Source organism: Hymenobacter sp. J193 (genome assembly GCF_024700075.1).
In the GTDB taxonomy this organism is placed as follows: Bacteria; Bacteroidota; Bacteroidia; order Cytophagales; family Hymenobacteraceae; genus Hymenobacter.
In genome coordinates this window covers 764,442-783,856 of sequence record NZ_JAJONE010000001.1, presented here as the reverse complement: position 1 = coordinate 783,856, position 19,415 = coordinate 764,442, and the positions used below count along the sequence as shown (strand labels likewise).

General features: G+C 60.5%; 18 protein-coding genes. 14 read left to right on the top strand and 4 right to left on the bottom strand.

Translation table 11 applies throughout. From position 1 onward, the window contains the following. The first annotated feature begins 135 nt into the window (after positions 1-135). From LRS06_RS03325 to LRS06_RS03270, 12 genes are all read left to right on the top strand, one after another. Positions 136-570, top strand: a complete 435-nt coding sequence (locus tag LRS06_RS03325) for a GNAT family N-acetyltransferase (protein WP_257870172.1) — start codon at positions 136-138, stop codon at positions 568-570. A gap of 148 nt (positions 571-718) precedes the next feature. Next, positions 719-2,947 carry a ComEC/Rec2 family competence protein gene (locus LRS06_RS03320; protein ID WP_257870171.1) on the top strand — a complete coding sequence of 743 codons (2,229 nt, stop codon included), beginning with the start codon at positions 719-721 and terminating at the stop codon, positions 2,945-2,947. Between the two features lie 159 nt (positions 2,948-3,106). Continuing rightward, positions 3,107-3,916: an enoyl-CoA hydratase/isomerase family protein gene (locus LRS06_RS03315; protein ID WP_257870170.1), complete on the top strand. Its 810-nt coding sequence runs from the start codon at positions 3,107-3,109 to the stop codon at positions 3,914-3,916. A gap of 153 nt (positions 3,917-4,069) precedes the next feature. Continuing rightward, positions 4,070-4,573 (top strand): sterol desaturase family protein, encoded by a 504-nt coding sequence (locus tag LRS06_RS03310; protein WP_257870169.1) that lies wholly within the window; start codon positions 4,070-4,072, stop codon positions 4,571-4,573. Continuing rightward, complete coding sequence (locus tag LRS06_RS03305) at positions 4,573-5,484, top strand: MerR family transcriptional regulator (protein WP_257870168.1); 912 nt, start codon at positions 4,573-4,575, stop codon at positions 5,482-5,484. Before LRS06_RS03310 ends, LRS06_RS03305 begins: the two co-directional genes overlap by 1 nt. A gap of 252 nt (positions 5,485-5,736) precedes the next feature. Next, positions 5,737-6,252 carry a sigma-70 family RNA polymerase sigma factor gene (locus tag LRS06_RS03300; protein ID WP_196953103.1) on the top strand — a complete coding sequence of 172 codons (516 nt, stop codon included), beginning with the start codon at positions 5,737-5,739 and terminating at the stop codon, positions 6,250-6,252. A 240-nt stretch (positions 6,253-6,492) separates the two neighbouring features. Next, positions 6,493-7,965 carry an NAD(P)/FAD-dependent oxidoreductase gene (locus tag LRS06_RS03295; protein WP_257870167.1) on the top strand — a complete coding sequence of 491 codons (1,473 nt, stop codon included), beginning with the start codon at positions 6,493-6,495 and terminating at the stop codon, positions 7,963-7,965. A gap of 105 nt (positions 7,966-8,070) precedes the next feature. Next, on the top strand, positions 8,071-8,913 hold the full coding sequence (locus LRS06_RS03290; RefSeq protein ID WP_257870166.1) for a phytoene/squalene synthase family protein: 843 nt from the start codon (positions 8,071-8,073) through the stop codon (positions 8,911-8,913). Positions 8,914-8,932: 19 nt separating this feature from the next. Beyond that, positions 8,933-9,457: a hypothetical protein gene (locus LRS06_RS03285; protein WP_257870165.1), complete on the top strand. Its 525-nt coding sequence runs from the start codon at positions 8,933-8,935 to the stop codon at positions 9,455-9,457. A gap of 149 nt (positions 9,458-9,606) precedes the next feature. After that, positions 9,607-10,455: a 4-hydroxy-3-methylbut-2-enyl diphosphate reductase gene (locus LRS06_RS03280; RefSeq protein WP_257870164.1), complete on the top strand. Its 849-nt coding sequence runs from the start codon at positions 9,607-9,609 to the stop codon at positions 10,453-10,455. Positions 10,456-10,525: 70 nt separating this feature from the next. Further along, positions 10,526-11,245, top strand: coding sequence for a fatty acid desaturase (locus LRS06_RS03275; protein ID WP_257870163.1), 720 nt, complete (start codon positions 10,526-10,528; stop codon positions 11,243-11,245). Between the two features lie 96 nt (positions 11,246-11,341). Continuing rightward, complete coding sequence (locus tag LRS06_RS03270) at positions 11,342-13,384, top strand: tetratricopeptide repeat protein (RefSeq protein WP_257870162.1); 2,043 nt, start codon at positions 11,342-11,344, stop codon at positions 13,382-13,384. Here LRS06_RS03270 and LRS06_RS03265 read toward each other — a convergent pair. The 4 genes from LRS06_RS03265 to LRS06_RS03250 all read right to left on the bottom strand — a co-directional run bounded on the left by LRS06_RS03265 (position 13,365) and on the right by LRS06_RS03250 (position 17,613). Beyond that, positions 13,365-14,102 carry a LytTR family DNA-binding domain-containing protein gene (locus LRS06_RS03265; protein ID WP_257870161.1) on the bottom strand — a complete coding sequence of 246 codons (738 nt, stop codon included), beginning with the start codon at positions 14,100-14,102 and terminating at the stop codon, positions 13,365-13,367. The two genes, LRS06_RS03270 and LRS06_RS03265, sit on opposite strands and share 20 nt — an antisense overlap. A gap of 241 nt (positions 14,103-14,343) precedes the next feature. Beyond that, positions 14,344-14,724: a heavy-metal-associated domain-containing protein gene (locus tag LRS06_RS03260; RefSeq protein ID WP_257870160.1), complete on the bottom strand. Its 381-nt coding sequence runs from the start codon at positions 14,722-14,724 to the stop codon at positions 14,344-14,346. Between the two features lie 36 nt (positions 14,725-14,760). Continuing rightward, positions 14,761-17,070, bottom strand: coding sequence for a TonB-dependent receptor (locus LRS06_RS03255; protein WP_257870159.1), 2,310 nt, complete (start codon positions 17,068-17,070; stop codon positions 14,761-14,763). A 96-nt stretch (positions 17,071-17,166) separates the two neighbouring features. Then, positions 17,167-17,613, bottom strand: coding sequence for a hypothetical protein (locus LRS06_RS03250; RefSeq protein WP_257870158.1), 447 nt, complete (start codon positions 17,611-17,613; stop codon positions 17,167-17,169). A 282-nt stretch (positions 17,614-17,895) separates the two neighbouring features. Here LRS06_RS03250 and mraZ point away from each other — a divergent pair, with 282 nt between their 5' ends. Then, positions 17,896-18,366: a division/cell wall cluster transcriptional repressor MraZ gene (gene mraZ, locus LRS06_RS03245; protein WP_196953092.1), complete on the top strand. Its 471-nt coding sequence runs from the start codon at positions 17,896-17,898 to the stop codon at positions 18,364-18,366. Beyond that, positions 18,363-19,295 (top strand): 16S rRNA (cytosine(1402)-N(4))-methyltransferase RsmH, encoded by a 933-nt coding sequence (gene rsmH / locus LRS06_RS03240; protein WP_257870157.1) that lies wholly within the window; start codon positions 18,363-18,365, stop codon positions 19,293-19,295. Before mraZ ends, rsmH begins: the two co-directional genes overlap by 4 nt. Positions 19,296-19,415: the final 120 nt, after the last annotated feature.

Sequence of the window (19,415 nt, the reverse complement as noted above, 5' to 3'; positions counted from 1 at the left end):
ACCAGCAGGCAAAGCAATGCGTCCGACCTCAGGTTTGGCGGCAGTTGCTTTGCCTGCTTAGTTTTGCAGCTGCTTGTCGGACGTCAAGATTGCCGCCGCTTCATTCTATCCGTTCAAACTTATCAATCCCAGGTTATGGAAGCTCACCGCATCAGCAACCCCGCGGAGCTGAAAGAGGCCTTTGCCGTCCGTACGGCCGTGTTTGTGGAGGAGCAACAGGTTCCCCGCGAGGCCGAGTCTGATGAGCACGACCGTACCGACGCCACGCACTACCTGGCGCGGGCAGCTGATGGTACGGCCTGCGGGGCGGCCCGCTGGCGCCCCACCGACAAGGGCGTGAAGCTGGAGCGGTTTGCCGTGCTGGCGCCGTACCGCAACCAGGCTGCCGGCGCGGCTCTGCTGGCTCAGGTGCTGCGTGATGTGGATGCAGCTTATCCCCAGGCTCTCGTGTACCTGCACGCGCAGCTGCCCGCCGTGCGGTTCTACGAGCGGCACGGCTTCGTGAAAGACGGCCCCCGGTTCACGGAGTGCGACATCGAGCATTACCGGATGCGCTGGCAGCGGCCATAGGCGCAATAAGTCCTGCAGAAAGCCCCGCGCACCGTTGTGCGCGGGGCTTTTTGCGTTATCATGGGGGAAGGCTGCTTGCTTTATTAATTGATTTTCTACAGCTTATCCGGCATTAGTAGATACTATTATTCAGCTCAAGACGTGAGGTATGATACAGTGGGCCCCTTATGCATTTGTGCGGCTGGCGCTGGCCCTGGCTGCTGGCATTCTCACTTACTTATATATAGGCAACACGTTGCCCCCACTGGTTTTTCCCGTGCTGGGTCTGATGCTCCTGTACTGTGGCCTACAGCTCTGGTTGGGCCGCCGGGCAGCACCGGCGCTGCTGGATGCCCTGGGACTGATGGCTTTGCTGACGGTATATGCCGCCGGCCTGGCCCTCACTCAGCAGGCCACGGAAAGCCGCGCCGACAACCACCTGCAGCGCTTTGGAAGCCGGATTGAGTTTTACCGCGCCGTGGTAGACGATTACACCGTGACGCGCCCGGCCACCTATGCCACCACCGTGCGCGTGTCGGCGGTGCGGGTGGCGGGGCAGTGGCGTGCGGCTATTGGGGGTATTCGCGTGTCGGTGCCGCGCGACTCCGGAGTAGCCGCCCCACAGTACGGCGACGTGTGGCTGGTGCGGGGCGCGCCGGCCCCGAGCAAGCCCCCGCTCAACCCCGGCGAGTTCGATTACCGCCGCTATCTGGAATATCATCAGGTATATCATCAGCAGTTCATTCACCCCGACCAGTACCTGAAAATGGGTGTGGAGTTGCCCAGCCGCTGGCAGGCTTTGGGCATGAAAACAGCGCGGGTGCTCGACGGGGTATTTCGGCAGTACGTGCACGCAAAACGCGAATACGCGCTGGCTTCGGCGCTGGTGCTTGGCATCAAAGATGAGGTAGACCAACAGACGCGGCAGGCCTACGCCAATACCGGTACCACGCACATCATGGCCGTGTCGGGGCTGCAGGTGGGGCTGCTGTTTGCAGCCGTAACGTGGCTGCTGGGCTTGCTCCCAGGCCGGCGGGGCCGGCTCTTTCAGTTTGGTACGGCGGCGCTGGGTTTGGCCGTTATCTGGAGCTACGCGCTGCTCACAGGGCTATCGGCGTCGGTGCTGCGGGCGGCTGTTATGTTCACGTTCATCATTCTGGCGCGGGCTTGGGGCCGACAGAGCAATATGTTCAATACGCTGGCCTTGGCGGCTTTTGTATTGCTTTGCTACAACCCGTTCCTGCTGGTGGATGTCGGTTTCCAGTTGTCGTTCCTGGCCGTGCTCAGCATTGTGTACCTGCAGCCGCGCATCGTGCGCTGGCTGGATGTGCAGGGCTGGTTTATTGACCGGCAGCGGCCCTGGCAGCCCAAAACGGTGCAGAAGTTCTGGCGGGCGAACGGCTGGTTCTGGGACAAAGTGTGGCAGGCTACGGCGCTTTCCCTGGCTGCGCAGGTAGCCACGCTGCCGCTGAGCCTGCATTATTTCCACCAGTTTCCGCTCAGCTTTCTGGCCTCTAACCTCATTGCCGTGCCTATTTCCAGCGCGGCCGTATATGTGGGCCTGGGGCTACTGGTTTTAAAGGGACTAGTAGCCGCCCTTGGCCTGCTGCTGCCGGCCGTGGCCGCCTGGCTGGACGTGCTGCCGCAGGGAGTTGGCTGGCTTTTCGAGAAGATGATCTGGTGCTTCAACGAGTACATCTTTGGGGTAGGCCACCTGATGCCCGGCGCGCTGCTCACCGAAATTCACTTGTCGGCCCCGCAAACCTGGCTGCTCTTTGCCTGGATTGTGGTGATGCTGGTGTTCTTTGCCATTCGGCAGCTGGGGTGGCTGGTGCTGGCCTTTTGCCTGGCTTGCGGGCTGGCCGGCAGCAAGGTGTGGGCTGCCCGTCAGCTGGCTCCCGACAAACAGCTTATCATCTACAGCATCCCGCGCCGCTCGGTGGTAGGTTTCTGGGAAGGCGCGGCAGCCGACATCGTCATGGCCGATTCGTTGCCCCTTTCCGAGACCGAGCGTACCTACCGCATTGTGCCCGGTAGCATTCAGCGCGAAGCCCGACGGGTGCTATATTACCAGGGCTGGCCCGCCGCCCCCGTACCCACGCGGCGCCTAGATGCAAACACGCTGCTGGTGTGGCGAGGGCTGCGTGTGGCGCTGGTAGCCGGCAAAGTGGCGCGGGCTCAGGCGCCCAGCCCCGTGGATGTGATTGTGCTGCGCCGCAACGCCCGCGTGTGGCCCGAGCAGCTGGTCGCCGCTTTTGGTACGGGCGCGCCGGTGGTGTTCGATTCCTCCTGCAAATCCTGGTACGTAGCCCGGCAGGACTCAATCCTGCAGGCGGCTGGCTTCCGTACGTATGACGTCACCATGCGGGGCGCATTCGTCGTGGCACCTCGTCAGTAGAGCGCGCCCATAAACCCGTAGGCCGAAATGCCGCGTACAACGCTAGCCCGGTGCTTGCGCACATAGCACCATTTTTGTTACGTTTGATTTTACCGTAGTCCGGAACCCCACGCCGGCACTGCTGCTGTCCTTTCCCCTTACCTGCCAGCAACAACGACCATGGACAATTTGCCTACCCAGGAACTGGAGGAGCTGCGCTTCATTCAGTATGAATGCCGCGACGCCATCGGCTATATCACCCTCAACCGCCCCGAAAAGCGCAATGCCCTCAGCGCTGAGATGGTGTCGGAGCTGAAGCTGGCCTTTACGGCCGCTGAGGAAGATGAAGACTGCAAAGTAGTAGTGCTGCGGGCCAACGGAGCTGCTTTCTGCGCCGGCGCCGACCTTGGCTATATTCAGGAGCTGCAGGGATTTGGCTACACCGATAACCTGGCCGACAGCACCCACCTCATGCAGCTGTTTCACCAGATCTATACCCTCAAAAAGGTGGTAATTGGCGAGGTGCAGGGCCACGCGCTGGCCGGTGGCTGCGGCCTGGCCGCCATCTGTGACTTTGCCTTCACCGTGCCGGAAGCCAAATTCGGCTACACTGAAGTCAAAATAGGCTTTCTGCCGGCTATTGTGAGCGTATTTCTGCTCCGTAAGATAGGGGAGGCCCGCACCAAGCAGCTACTACTCACCGGCGAAACCATTGGGGCCCAGAAAGCCGCGGAGTACGGTCTCGTGAATTTTGTGGTGGGCCGCGACGAACTGCACACCCAGGTGTATGCCTTTGCCCGCCGCCTGTGCGTCGAGAATTCGGCGCAGAGCATGGAGGCCACCAAGGAAATGCTGGCCCGCCTGCCCGAAATGGCCCTGGAAGACGGCCTGCGTTACGCCGCCCAGATGAATGCCGAAGCCCGGGGCTCCCAGGATTGCCGCCGGGGCATTGCGGCTTTCCTCAACAAAGAGAAGATCAGCTGGGAGTAGCGGCTGGCAGTCCTGAAACGTACCGGCCCGATTTTGCCACGCTGTTGGTGAAGCCGGGCCGGTATTTTTAACTTGCCACCGCAAACGCGTAGATTTTTACCGGCTTGCGGTCAATAAACTTAACTTTTTAGTTCTTCTGCTGGTTTGCACCCCATGACAACGCTGGCAGCCGTAGCCGTAACCACGGCTACCTTTCTGGGAATGGAGCTGGTCGCCTGGGGCATGCACAAGTTTGTGCTGCACGGGCCCTTATGGTTTCTGCACCGCTCGCACCACGTGCGCCACCCGCACCGCTTTGAGCGCAACGACTTCTTTTTCCTGTTCTACGGTACGCTCTCCATGCTGTGCATCCATTTTGGTGCGCCGGCTAAAGACTGGCGTTTCTGGGTGGGCGTGGGCATTGCCAGCTACGGCTGCGTGTACTTTTTCGTGCACGATGTATTGATTCATGGCCGCCTGCGCTTCTGGCGTAAGTCACGCAATGCGTATCTGCGTGCCCTGAACATGGCCCACAAGATGCACCACAAAACCACTGGCCGCGACGGATCCGAGGAGTTTGGCATGCTGTGGGTGTCGCCCAAGTATTATCTGCTGGCCTGGCGCCGGCCAGCGCCGGTGCGGCCAGCTATTAGTCATCAGCAAAAGGAAAGGAAGTAGTGGGACAGTTTTCTATCAGCGACCTGGAGCAGCTCTCCGGCATCAAGGCCCACACCATTCGGATGTGGGAGCAGCGCTACGGCATTCTGCAGCCAGTGCGCACTTCTACCAACATCCGTACGTACTGCGACGAAGACCTGCGCCGCCTGTTGAACGTGGCCACGCTCTGCGCCCGCGGCCACCGTATTTCGCGCATTGCCCAACTGGCTCCCGAGGAGCTCAGCCAAGCCGTCATTTCCTGCTGCGACGACGCGCAGGACTATTGCCAGCAAGTGAATTCGCTGCTGGCGGCCATGCTGGAAATGGATGAGCGCCGCCTGTGCTGCCTGCTGAACACCGCTATTAAGGAACTCGGCTTCGAGGACGCTATTATGCATGTGGCTTACCCGTTTCTGCAGCGCATCGGCGTAATGTGGCAGGCCGGCTCGGTTAATCCGGCGCAAGAGCATCTGGTAACCAACCTGCTGCGCCAGAAAATGATGGTGGCTATTGATACGCTGCCCCCTGTCAAGCCCTCGGAAGCCCGCCGCTGGGTGCTGTTTCTGCCTGAGGGCGAAATGCACGAGCTAGCCTTGCTGTTTATGAACTACGTGCTGCGTGCCCGCAAGCAGCATGTGCTGTACCTGGGGCAGAACCTGCCCACTGCCGAGCTGAAATTGGTGTGCGAAACCTACCACCCACACGCTTTGTGCACCGTGATGACGGCCTTGCCAGAGCGTGACCGGGTACAGAATTTTGTGGAGCAGGTACATAGCCTGTGCCCCGAGGTAATGCTATACCTGTACGGTCCTCTGGCCCAACAGCCAGGCCTGCAACTGCCCCCCAATACAGTCCGCGTCCGGCTGATGACCGACTTCCTGGCGCTGGCCAGCCGGCTATGCACCTGCTGCGAGGCAGCAGCAGCAGCCTAGGCGCAGCCTTTTCCGCCGACCGGCGTCCATTTATAGAGTCAAGGCAGTTAAACTCCCTTTCCGGCCAGCGGAACAGGGCCGGCCGAATTTTGCACGGATTGAATTCGATCCTGAATCTCAGCGGCTTCGTAGGTTATGCAGGTCGGGCGAAGGGGAATAGCCGGTTGTAGAAAATTTTCTTTTGTGCAACCATACTAGTTTCAATTCAACTCGTATATTTGTTTAACTTTTTGCCACGAAAAGCTAAACAGTATGACCTCGCTGGAATTTACCAATCAAGTACAGAAGATTTCCTACTCGCTGAAGCCCGTGGCGATGAACCTGACCCGCGACGCCGACGATGCCAAGGATTTGGTGCAGGAAACCCTGCTCAAGGCGCTGCTGAACAAGGACAAGTTCAAAGCGGGCACCAACCTGAAGGCATGGCTGTACACCATCATGCGCAACACGTTTATCAATAACTACAACAAGATAACGAAGCGCAACAGCAACATCGACAGCACCGAGTACTTCCAGTACTTCAACACCGACGAAAACTACATTACCCACAACGGCGCCACCAGCGACTTTGTGGTGACGGATATCAATGAGGCCATTGCGGGCCTGTCGGCTGATTATCGGACGCCTTTCATGATGTACTACATCGGCTATAAGTACCTGGAAATAGCCGAGAAGCTGCAAATTCCAATCGGGACCGTAAAAAATCGGATTCATATTGCCCGAAAAGAGCTGAAAGACGTATTAAAGGTATACGCCCCCGGCGTGTAGGGAATAGGGAGAGAGTACAACCGCCCCGGGCGTATCACGGGCCGCGGGTGACGGCAGCGCAAGTTGCCTCGCTCGCGGCCCGGTTTGTGTCCGGCCTGTTCTGACCTCCAAAGCTTTTTTCGCTGCTGAAGCTCAACCATATTTTCAGGTCCGCCAGCGGTTTCGGTTTAGCTTTGAATCTGCATCTTCGTGCCGTGAGGCGGCGCTGGCTGCCACCTAAATTTCGATTTTTCTGCTGCTTTGAGTAAACACGTCATTGTTATAGGGGCCGGTTTTGCGGGGCTGGCGGCGGCTACTTCGCTGGCGCAGCAGGGCTTCCGGGTCACGGTGCTGGAGAAGAACGAGGGCCCCGGCGGCCGGGCCCGGCTTTTCAGGGCCGAGGGTTTCACCTTTGATATGGGCCCGAGCTGGTACTGGATGCCGGATGTGTTTGAGCAGTACTTTGCCCGCTTCGGCAAGAAAGTAGCCGATTACTACGATCTGGTGCGGCTGGACCCTTCGTACCAGGTGATTTTCAAAGGCCCCGAAGCGGTGGATATTCCGGCCCGTATGAGCGAGCTGCGGGAGCTGTTTGAGCAGTTGGAGCCCGGCAGCGCCGCCCGGCTGGACGAGTTCCTACGGCAGGCAGCTTATAAATACCAAGTCGGCATCAATAAATTCGTGCATATGCCCGGCCGCTCGCTCCTGGAGTTTGCCGACCCTCGCCTGCTCGTAGACGCCGTGCGCCTGGACTTGCTGCAGAGTATGCACCGGCACGTGCGCAAGTTTTTCAAAGACCCGCGCCTTTTGGAGCTGGTCGAGTTTCCCATTCTGTTTCTGGGGGCCACCTCCGAAAACACGCCCGCCCTGTACTCGCTCATGAACTACGCCGACCTGGCGCTGGGCACCTGGTACCCGATGGGTGGCATGCACAAAATTGTGGAAGGCATGGTGCAGCTGGCCCAGGAGCAAGGCGTGCAGCTGGAATACAACGTGCCCGTGCAGCAGATAGTAGTGGAAAAGGGCCGCGCCACCGGCGTGCAAACCGCCGCCGGCTTCCGCCCCGCCGATGTAGTAGTGGCCGGTGCCGACTACCACCACGCCGAGCAGCACCTGCTGGCACCCGAGTGGCGCCGCTACGACGAAGCCTACTGGAACTCACGCACCATGGCGCCCTCTTCGCTTTTGTTTTACCTGGGCGTGAACAAGCGGCTGCCCAACCTGCGCCACCACAATCTGTTTTTCGACGAGGACTTTAGCCTGCATGCCCAGGAAATCTATGAGGAGCCCAAGTGGCCTAGCCGGCCGCTGTTCTACGCCTGCGCGCCTTCCCAAACCGACCCAAGCGTGGCGCCCGAAGGATGCGAAAACCTGTTTCTGCTGATACCGGTGGCCCCCGACCTGCCTGACCCCGAAGTTACCCGGGAGCATTACTACCACCTGATTATGGAGCGGCTGGAGCGCCACTGCGGCACCAGCATCCGCGACGCGGTGGTGTACAAGCGCAGCTACGCCCACCAGGATTTCCGGGACGACTACCACAGCTACAAAGGCAATGCCTACGGGCTGGCCAACACGCTGCGCCAAACGGCCATCCTGAAACCTTCGCTTAAAAGTAAAAAGGTCAGCAACTTGTATTTTACGGGTCAGCTTACCGTGCCGGGGCCCGGCGTGCCGCCTTCGCTCATCTCCGGGCAGGTGGTGGCCCGGGAAGTAGAGAAGGAGAATAAGTAAGGAAGATAAAGGAGGAATTGGTAAAGCAGGAGAAGCTTATGGCAGCAAGCAAGGCTGTATGGGCCGATTCTTCATGGCTGATTCTGAATTGTTAATTTCAAAAGAATGGACCACGTTGCCCTGTTTACTGAAACCAGCCGGGCTTGCAGCAAGCTGATTACCCAGCGCTACAGTACCTCGTTCACGCTGGGAATCCGCACGCTGGATGCGCGGTTTCACCTGCCGGTGTATTCCGTGTATGGCTTTGTGCGCTGGGCCGATGAAATCGTGGACACCTTTCACGCCCACGACAAAGCGGCCCTGTTCGCGGATTTTCGGCGGCAGACCTACGAGGCGCTGGATCTTAAAATCAGCCTGAACCCGGTGCTGCACGCCTTCCAGGATGTGGTACACGGCTACGGCATCGACCGGGAGTTTATCGACGCCTTTCTGTACAGCATGGAAATGGACCTCGACGACCACAGCTACAACCAGTCCTTGTACGAGCGGTACATCTACGGCTCGGCCGAAGTGGTGGGGCTGATGTGCCTGCGCATCTTCTGCGAAGGAAATGCGGCGCTGTTCGACCGGCTGCGGGAGCCGGCCCGGCGGCTGGGTTCGGCCTTTCAGAAAGTGAATTTCCTGCGCGACATCCGCTCCGACTACGAGGAGCGGGGCCGCGTGTATTTCCCCGGCGTGCAGTACGAGCGGTTTACCGATGAAGTGAAGTGCACCATTGAGGCCGACATCCGGGCCGATTTCGAGGCCGGCTATGCGGGCATCGTACAGTTGCCGCGCGCGGCCCGGCTGGGCGTGTACCTGGCCTACGTGTATTACCTCAAGCTCTTCCATAAAATCCGGCAGCTGCCGGCAGCCAGCATCCTGGGCGAGCGAATCCGCGTACCCGACAATACCAAGCTGCTGTTGCTGCTCGGTTCGTACTTTCGCTACCGCCTCCGGGCTATCTAGCCCCCGAACTCTGCCTGCCGTGAAGCTGCGTTTCCTGTTTTTCTTTCTGACTCTGACCTTCTCCCCCCTCGTGTCGACCGAAGCCAACCCCTACGCCGTAGCGCACCTGCGCCGCCAGTACCAGCAAGCCGCTGCCAGCAAGGAAGCCGGTGAGAAGTTTCATAAGCTCATGGCGGCCTACTCGCAGCAGGATGCCGTGGTGCTGGCTTACAAAGCCGCCGCCGAAGCCATCCGCGCCCGGGACGCGTCCATGTTCAACAAGCTTAGCTACGTGCAGAATGCCAGCCGGCAGTTTGACCAGGCTGTGAAGCTGGACGCCGATAACGCCGAAATCCGCTTTCTGCGCCTGAGCGTGGAAAGCAACCTGCCCGGCTTTCTGGGCATGAGCCAGCACGTGGACGAAGACCGGCAGTTTCTGCTGACTACGCTGCTCAAGCACCCTGAGTCCGGCCTCGATGCTGAATCCTTTAGCCTGGTGCGCGACTTCCTGGTGGAGCGCGGCCACGTGACGGGCCCCGATGCCGAGAAGCTGGCGCGTCTGTAGTGGCCGGCCGTTATTACACGGGGAGCAGTCAGCAGAGGACCAGTAGGTTGCAAGGCTAGGATAAATTGAGGGCAGAAAAGCGCAAAACTCCGTATCTTTTAGCAATCCGGGTATAACATTCCGTACGTACTGGTAGTTACTCGACAGTTATGCCGTACCACCTGAGCGTCCGTATCGACCCCAACTCCGGCTTTTGCTTTGGCGTCATCTATGCTATCCAGATGGCCGAGGACTTGCTGGAAGAACAGGGCTACCTCTATTGCCTGGGCGACATTGTGCACAACGACGAGGAGGTGCAGCGGCTGGAAGGGCGCGGGCTGCGCATCATCAACTACGATGAGTTGGCCGGCCTGCGCGACGAGGCGGTGCTTATCCGGGCACATGGTGAGCCGCCGAGCACCTACCAGATGGCCCTGGAAAACAACCTGACGCTGATTGACGCCTCCTGCCCGGTGGTGCTGAAGCTGCAGAACCGCATCAAAACCAGCTTCGACCGCAAAGACCAGATTTTTATTTATGGCAAGCACGGTCATGCCGAGGTGCGCGGTCTGCTGGGCCAGACTGGCGGGGCGGCCGTGGTATTTGAGAACCTGGATGAGCTGCTGAGCCACAAGCTGCCGGCCAACATCACCCTCTACAGCCAGACCACCAAAAGCACCGATTCATTTTACCGCATCAAGGGCGAGCTGGAGCAGCGCGGCTACCAGGTAAACGCCAACGACACCATCTGCCGGCAGGTAAGCAACCGCGACAAGGACCTGCGGCGCTTTGCCGCGCAGTTCGACCAGATTGTGTTTGTATCGGGCACCAAAAGCTCCAATGGCAAGGTGCTCTACCAGGTCTGCAAGGAAACCAACTCGGCCACGCACTTTATTTCCAGAACCGACGAGTTGCGCGCTGAGTGGTTTCAGCCCGGCCAGTCGGTAGGTATTTGCGGAGCCACCAGCACGCCCATGTGGCTGATGGAGCAGGTGCGCGACGCCTTGCTTCAGCTATGATTTGGTGGTTTGTTGCATGAGTGAAGGGACCGAAATCCGCGCTGGCCAAGCCCTGAATGACGATTCACTTATGCACTCATTCACGCATTCGCCGCGGGTGAAACCGGCGCCACTAGGCTACAAGGGACTTGGGGCTGCTGTGTTGATTTTGGCGGCTTGGGGAGGGCTGCTCACATTTCTGTTGGCTTTCTACCAGCCCAACTGGCGGCAGCCCTGGCCGTATCTGTTGGTTTTGCTGCAGACGCATTTGTATACCGGTTTGTTTATCACGGCGCACGATGCCATGCACGGCGTGGTGAGTTCCAACCGACGCCTCAACAACGCGGTGGGCATCCTTACGGCCGGGCTGTTTGCCTTCAACTGGTTTCCGCGGATGCTGCCCAAGCACCACGCCCACCACCGCCACGTAGCCACCCCCGACGACCCCGACTTTCACGACGGGCAGCACCAAGGGTTTCTGCCGTGGTTTGGGCGCTTTGCCTGGAACTACGTCACCGTGTGGCAAGTGCTGCTGATGGCGGCCACCTACAACGTCCTGAAGGTTTTCTTTCCGCAAAGCAGCGTTATTGCCTTCTGGATGGTGCCGGCTGTTCTGGCTACGGTACAATTATTCTTTTTCGGTACGTACCTACCGCACCGGGGCGAGCATGCCCCCGACAACCAGCATAAATCCCGCAGCCAGTTGCGCCGCCACGTGTGGGCCTTCGTAAGCTGCTATTTTTTCGGGTATCATTACGAGCATCACGACCAACCTTACCTGCCATGGTGGCGCCTGTGGCAAACAAAATAGTGAGTAATGACGCTTCGCAGTATAGCCAACAACTTAGATGATATAAAAAATTTGCTATTTTAGAACAACTATATCAGAGCCTATCTCCGGCGGCTGATGTGCTCCTGCTTTATGTGCCCCGCCCGCCTGCTGCCCCTGCTGTTCCTTTGGCTATGCGCCCACGCTGTGCGAGGTATGCAGCCCGTGCCGGATACTGCGAGCAGCTTCCTGACGCAGCGTAAACTGCCGGCTCAGCTGCCCACGTCGCCGCTGTCTTCACCCAACCCGGCGGAGTCGTTGCGGATAGCCCAGCGCAGGCTGCAGATCAGTCCGGCTCCCCGCACCCGCGCTTATATGCGGATGGCCGTGGCCCTGCTGGATCTGCGCCGCTACAACGAAGCCCTGGAACATGCCCAACTGGCCCTGCAGCAGGGCGAAGCCTACCGCGACACTGCTACCACCGCTCTTACCTATGACCTGCTGGGACGGGTGCAGGTGGCGCGCGGCGACAGTGGCCGGGCCCGCCACTGGTACCGCCGGGCCCTAACTAAATTCGTTCAGCTCCGGGACCAGCGTAATCAGGCTATTGTGCACGAGCACCTCGGCGACCTGTATGCCAGCCAGCAGGCCTGGGAGCAGGCTGCCGGAAGCTACCAGCAGGCCAGCTTCCTCTGGCAGCGGCTGACTGAGCCAGCCCGGGCGGCGGTGGGCCTGCACGCGGTAGGACGGATGTACCTGGCTCAAGACAGCTTTCCGCAGGCATTGCAGTATCTGCAGCAAAGTACCCAGCGCTCCAGGCAGCTGCACGACAGCGTAGCTACCGGGTACGTGTTGCATAGCGTAGGGCAATTGTACATGGCTATGGGAAAGTACCCGGCGGCCCGGCAGGTATACCTGGAGGCGCTGGCTGCCATGCCCCGGCGGCAGGACCTGTCGCTGCTGGCAATGCTCTACGAGGCCCTGGCTGCCACCCACGACTCTACGGGGAACCTGGCGGCGGCGGAGCGGTACTTTTTGCGGGCGGTACCGCTGGCGCAACGCAGCGGCAACAAGCGTCAGCTCAGCAACCTTTACTTAAGCTTGTCGGAGCTGCACCGGCGGCAGGGGCGCTTCCCCAATGCCTTTAAGGCCCTTACGCAGCATATCCTGCTGGCCGACAGCGTGGCGGCGGAGGAGCGCAGATCGGAGGTGGCCGAAATCAGAATGCGCTACGAAACGGAGAAGAAGGAGCAGGAAATCGTAGCACTCCAGAAAGAGCGGCACCGCCAGGAAGCCAACCTGCAGCGGCAGATGTGGTGGCGCAATGGGTTGGGACTCGGGGCCGTGCTGCTGCTTTTACTGGCTGGCGGCCTGTACCTGGCCCGGCGCCGGCAGGCGGCCATCAATGGGCTGCTCTCACGCAAAAATCTGGCTATTCAGCGGCAAAAGGAAGAGCTGGACCGGCTGAACCGCAGCAAGGACATGCTGTTCTCCGTCATTTCCCACGACTTACGCTCCCCCCTCAGTTCCTTGTATACGCTCCTGAGCTTGCTCAACCTAGGCAGCGTGCCCCCCGAGCGGCTGGCAACGCACATGGACCGCCTCACCCGAACCCTAAACACCACCCTCGAACTGCTCGACAACCTGCTGAACTGGGCCATGACGCAGATGCGCGACGAAGGCGTGCAAACCCGGGTGCTGCCGCTGGAGGTAGTTGCCGCGGAGTGTGTAGCACTGCTGACGCTGGATGCCGAGCGCAAAGGCGTAGAGCTGCGCAATGAGCTGCCGCCCTGCCTGGTGCGCGCCGATGAAAACATGTGCCGGCTGATTTTGCGCAATCTGCTTAGCAACGCCATTAAGTTCACGCCGGGCGGGGGCACCGTCACGGTTTCCGGCCGGCGCCGGGGCACCGAATGGGAAATTGCGGTAACAGATACCGGTGTGGGTATTGCGCCCCCCAATCAGGAAAAGCTGCGGCAGGCTACCATCGGCTACACCACGCCCGGCACAGCCCGCGAAGAAGGCACCGGGCTGGGCTTGCGGCTATGCCAGGAATTTACGGAGCTGAACGGCGGCCGCCTCACCTTTGACAGCGTGGAAGGGCAGGGGTCGGTATTTCGGTTTACGCTGCCCGCCGCGGACCCGGAAACGGGCGTGGCCCTTAGTGCTGCCGCCGGATAAGTGACCGGTGCACAATGCGCTCCGTTACCCGCTCGCGGTAGGTGTGGCCCAGGGGCAGGCAGTGGCTGCCTACGCGTACTTCTAAGTTGCTGACAGAATCGATAAGGGCCGCATTGACCAAGTAGGAGCGGTGCGTGCGCACAAACAAGCCGGCTGGTAGCTGCTCTTCCAGGTTTTTGAGGTTGACCAGCGTAAGGTGCGTGCGCCCGTCAGAAGTGTGGAGCTTGGTGAAGTCCTTCAGGGCTTCGATATAAAGCACGTCCCGGTAGTGCAGGCGCACAAACTGAGCATCGGTGCGAATAAAAAACGACCCGGATTCCGCCGCCTGCAGCTCTGAGGCAGCCAGGCCGGGTTCGGTAGTGCGCAACAGCCCGGCTACTTTATTTACGGCCCGCAGAAAGCGGTCCAGCGTAATGGGCTTCAGCAGAAAGTCGATAACGTCCAGGTTGAAAGCTTCCATGGCATACTGCGGAAAAGCCGTCATAAGGACCACCAGCGGTGGCTGCCGCAGCGACCGAACCAGGTCGAGGCCGCTCAGATGGGGCATCGTCACGTCGGAGAAGAGTACCTGCACTTCGTGGTTGAGCAGATACGTATGCGCCTCTACCGGGTCGTTGAACACGGCTTTCACGTCCAGCACATCAGTCATGGCTGCGTAGGCCTGCAGCAGGTCCAGCACCAGCGGGTCGTCGTCGAGCAAGGCACAGGATATTTTCATGGCAGAAGAAAGCTACGTGACGCGCATCAGGCAAACAGGACTATATCGTTCAATTAAATATAAAAAAGAAAACAAGGCAAACTCCGTGCCCGCCGCAAATATCCGGCAACAGCATGGGTTTGGTCTACTGCCGGCCGGCATTGCTCCCCTAAAACTGCCGGAAGCCCAACAAAGCAGCAGGCCCTGGCCACCGGTTTGCGACGGTGACCAGGGCCTGCACGAAAACCCGGCGGGCTACAACCTAATGCACCTCGTTGGTTTTCTTGCAGCAGTCGGGCAGGCGGGTGTAGGCGCGCTCATCGGCGGGCTTGGCGTCGGCATCGTAACCGGTTTGCTGCACGGCGGCGCGCAGCTTGTCGGCCGAGGTTTTATCGGCGCGGTACGTTACCGTCAGCACCTGCGAGGACACGTCGAGCACCGCGCTCTGCACGCCCTTTTCATAGGCCAGGGACTTCTCCAGCCGGGCCTTGCACATGTCGCACACGGCTGAGGTCTTGATTTTGAGCGTCTCGCCGCTGGTTTTGGTTTTTACTTTGGTGTCAGCTGCGGCCGTCTGGGCCTGCGCAAATTGCGCGGTCAAAACCAGGGCCAGGGTGCACAGCAGGGTTTGCAGGGTCTTCATAAGGGGAATCAGGAAAAAGAAGGGGAAGAGGGGAAGTTATTGCAGCCGGAAACGCAGACCGGCGTAAGTAAGGCGACCGAACGTGGGGCCCCACACCATGGCAGCATCAAAGTTCGGGCCGAAGGGGTCGGAGGCGCCAATGATGGGGTTGGGCTGGCGGTAGTTGAGCAGGTTTTCGGCCCCAGCGTACACCTCCCAGCGCTTGAAGGCGCGCGTCACCTGGGCATTGAACAGCACGTAGCGAGGCGTGTAGCTCAGCTCGTCGGCGGTAGGCGTATTGGGCAGCGGGTCGTGGTACGGGTCGGAGTGGGCGGTGCCAGGGCTCATGGCCAGCGGGCGGCGGCCAAACCACTGGCCTGTGAGGTCGAAGCGCCACTTGTCGAAGGCCGTAGCGTAGCTCAGGTTAGCAAACAGGCGGTGGCGGGGCGTCAGGAACTTGGGCAGCAGCTGGCCGCCGTAGCTGGTTTGCACGTCCAGAAACTTATACGCGGCCTTGGCCTGCAGGCCTTTCAGCGGCTCTACCTGCACTTCCATTTGCAGGCTGCGCGAGAAGGAGCGGCCGTACAGGTTGGAAATCAGCAGCCGGTCTGGCGAGGAGTACATATCGGCCACCACCTGGTTCTGGAACTCGGTGTGGTAGTAGTCGGCCACGAAGGTGGCGGGCCGGCTGGCTACGGTGAAGTACTGCGTGAAGGAGCCGCCCACGTTCCAGGCCCGCTCGGGCTGCAGGTCGGGCAGAAGAGTAAACTCCCGCGACGATACCAGCATGCCCGTGTTTTCGGCCAAGGGATTAGCCACGCGCGTGCCCCGGCCAGCGGCTACCCGCAGAATGGTGGAGGCCGTGGCGTCGTACTTCACGTTGAGGCGGGGCGTCAGAAACCAGCCGTAGAGGTTGTGTTGGTCGAGGCGGAGGCCACCTACCAGCGTCAGGTTTTTGGCGTTCTGATAGGTGTACTCAGCAAAAGCCCCGGGCACACGCTCCTGGCGGCGGCGGTTTTCGCGGGCATAGCGCTGGGCAGGCGTTTCGTTGGGGTCGAGCAGGCCCGTGCGGTACAGCTCCCGGTAGTTGTCGTGCAGGTAGCTCATCCCCAGCCGGTAGGTGTGCGCCGTAGTACCCAGGATGCTCTGAAACAGCAGCGTCGCCTGCCCGGTGTTCTGGGTGCCATTGTAAGTGCGGCGGCCGTACTGCGAGTCGAAGCTATACGCGGTGCCGTTCAGCAGCAGCCCCAGGCTCTGGTAGGGCCGGCCGGGCCAGGTGTAGGAGGTTTTGGTGAAGCCGGTATAGCGCGTGGCCGTCATGGTGGTGCCGTAGTAGCCCGCCGGGTTGCTTTCCCGGAAACCTATCTGACCACCCTGGCGCGTTTCGCGCAGGGCGCCTACGCCCGCTTCTGCCACCAGGCCCTTGTCCGACTTATACTTCCACTTATTGAGCACGTTGTACTGCGTGGCCAGCGGCAAATCCAGAAAGTTGTCGTGGTTGCGGTCCACGCGGCGGCCCAGGTGGTCGGTGTGCAGCAGCAGCACGGTGCTGCCGCGCTTGCCCACCGGGCTGGCCAGGTTCAGGTTCAGGTCGAATTTGCCCAGGTCGTTGCCGTAGGCGTTAAATAAGAGCCGGTCGGTTTTGTCGGGCTCCTTGAGGCGCACGTTCACCTGCCCCGAAATCGACTCGTAGCCGTTCACCACCGAGCCCATGCCTTTGATGATGTCGATGCTCTCAATCCAGGTGCCCGACAAGTACCCCAGCCGGTACGGCGTGGACAAGCCGCGCAAAGCCGGTTGGTTGTCTACCGTCAGCAGAGAGTAGGCGCCATCCAGGCCCAGCAGCTGAATCTGCTTGGCGCCCGACACGGCATCGGTGGTCGAAACCTCCACGGCGGCGTTGGTTTCAAAGCTTTCGGCCAGGTTGCAGCAGGCCGATTTCGTCAGGTCGCGGCTGGTGATTACCTGGGAGTTGGTGGGCGTAAGGGCCGAGTACGCCTGGGTGCGGCCTTCCACTTTCACCTCAGCCAGCTCCGTGCCCCGACGCAACGCCACGCGCAGGTAGGGCGTGCCTTCGGCGGCCACCGTCAGCGTATCGGGGCGGTAGCCCAGAAAACTCACAATAAGTCGGGGCACACCAGCCTGGGCGGGCCTTACGATGGAAAACCCACCCCGCTCATCAGCCGAGGCGGCATCGGTAGTGCCGAGCCAGCGCACCACGGCGCCAGGCAGGGGAGAGGAAGAAGCGGCGTCGGTAACCTGCCCGCGCACGGGGGCCAGGGCAGCAGTTTGGGCCAGCAGGGCTGGAGTGCTGCTTAGCAGCAGGGCAGCGGCGCACAGGCCGCCAAACCCGGAAAAACGATTCATGGCAAGAAGAGTAGCAGATTTCCACTGGGCGCATTCAGAGCCGAACGCGCCGGTACCAGCCGGACCCCGGGCCCGGCTACAAGGCAGGAAATACTGCTACACCACTAGGGTGCAGACGAAAGTAAGGAGCGTGCGGCCGGCGCGGGCGGGGGGCGAGGCATCCGAAGCGTGCCAGATTGCGGCCTGGGCTAGGACCAGACGCACGATCGGGGCCTGGGGCCACACGGCGTCGGGCAGCCAGGTGGTTAGCGCAGATGGTAGCAGCTTGAGGACCTTGACTCCGGCAGTAGGCAGGTCTACCTTATGATGCTGGGCGCTGAACTCGCAGCAGGCCTTCTGCAGCTTGGCCTTGCCGGAATGATGCTGCCCGGCCGCTGGCACGGCCGGCGGGCAGCCGTGCCGCGGCGCGCTGAATACCACGTGGGCCGAGTGCTGCCCGCTTACCCGGCAGGTATGCCGCTGCACCGTCAGGCCCACCGAAGCGGTGAGCACCAACAGGGCCAGCCAGGCACCAAACAGCCGATGTGTAAGAGGGCGTTTCACAAAAGCAAAGATACGACAGTGCCCGTTGGGATGCGTGCAAAATCCGGTAAGCAGCGTGGTAAATTCGGGCCGCACCCTAATCTGAACCAGCACCTGACATTCTGGCAAACTGCTTTCGACCACAAGTCGTTCAATGGGGCTATAGTATTGACTATGGTGGCAAAACCCTGTTTTTGGGCTGAAAACAGGGTTTTCGTGAAGTGGTAGAAAATGGTAAAAGGTGGTTGCCTTTTGCCGGGGGTTGCGTACTTTTGTTAACACCCTCCCCCGTGCCCAGGCCCCATGAATCTTCTCTCCGGCGAATACGAGTGCAAGCTGGACCCGAAAGGGCGCTTGGTGCTGCCGGCCAAGGTGAAGGCCAGCCTGCCCGAATCGTCGGGCAACCAATTGGTGCTGGTGCGCGGGTTTGAGCCCTGCCTGGTGCTGTACCCGCGGGCCGCCTGGCGCGTGATTCACGAGAAGGTGATGGCGCTGGATGAGTTCAACGAGGAGTACAGGCAGTTTCAGCGCAACTTTTTCCGGGGCATGACGGAGGTAGAGCTCGACGCCATCGGGCGCTTTGGGCTGCCACGTACTATGCTGCGCTACGCCGGCATCGAGAAGGAAGCCATTATCGTGGGCATGGGCAACCGCTGCGAAATCTGGGACCCCACCCGCTACGATGACTTCCTCATCAAAGACCAGCAGAGCTTCTCCAAGCTGGCCCAGAAATTCCTGACCACCGAAACCGGGCCTAGCCCCCTGGCCGCATGAGTTCCCCGGAAACTTACCAAAACGACGCCGCCTACCACCGCCCCGTAATGCTGCGCGAGTGCCTGGAGGCGCTCGACCTGCAGCCTGGTGGCCGTTACGTAGACGTTACCTTCGGGGGCGGCGGCCACTCCAGCCGCATCCTGGAGCACCTGACCACCGGCCACCTCTACAGCTTCGACCAGGACGCCGACGCCGAGCGGGAAGCCGCGCAGCTGGCCCGGCCGCAGTTCACGTTTATCCGCGCCAACTTTCGCCACCTGCACCGGGAGCTAGCCCGGCACGGCGCCCTGCCCGTGGATGGGCTGCTGGCCGACCTGGGCGTGTCGTCGCACCAGTTCGATACCCCGGAGCGCGGCTTCAGCACCCGCTTCGACGGGCCGCTGGATATGCGCATGAACGCCGAGGACGGCCCCAGCGCCGCCGACGTGCTGAACGAGTATAGCGAAGCCGAGCTGCACCGCATCTTCGGGATGTACGGGGAAGTGACCAACGCCCGCACGCTGGCCCATACCGTGGTGAGTGGCCGGCGCGGCGCGGGCATCCAGACTATTGGTGAGCTGAAAAAAGCCATTGCCAGCTGCACCCCGCGCGGCAAGGAAAACAAGTACCTGGCCCAGGTTTTTCAGGCCCTACGCATCGAAGTAAACGACGAAATGGCGGCGCTACAGGATATGCTGCTGCAAACGGCCGAGGTGCTACGGCCCGGTGGTCGGCTGGTGGTGATGAGCTACCATTCCCTGGAAGACCGACTGGTAAAGAACTTTCTGGCCAAGGGTAAATTCTTCGGCGAAGCCGAGAAAAACCTGTTTGGCCACACGTCTACGCCCTTTGAGGTGCTCACGCGCAAGCCCGTGGAGGCCACAGCTGAAGAGCTGGCCCTCAACACCCGTGCCCGCAGCGCCAAGCTTCGCATTGCAATTAAGAATTAGTAATTAAGAATGAAGAATTGCCGCTCCATGCCCGTGCCGCCTGTTTTCACCGGAACTGCTTCGGTGGCCGGGCCGGCTATGAGCGGCACCAGGCATTCATTCTTAATTATTCATTCCTAA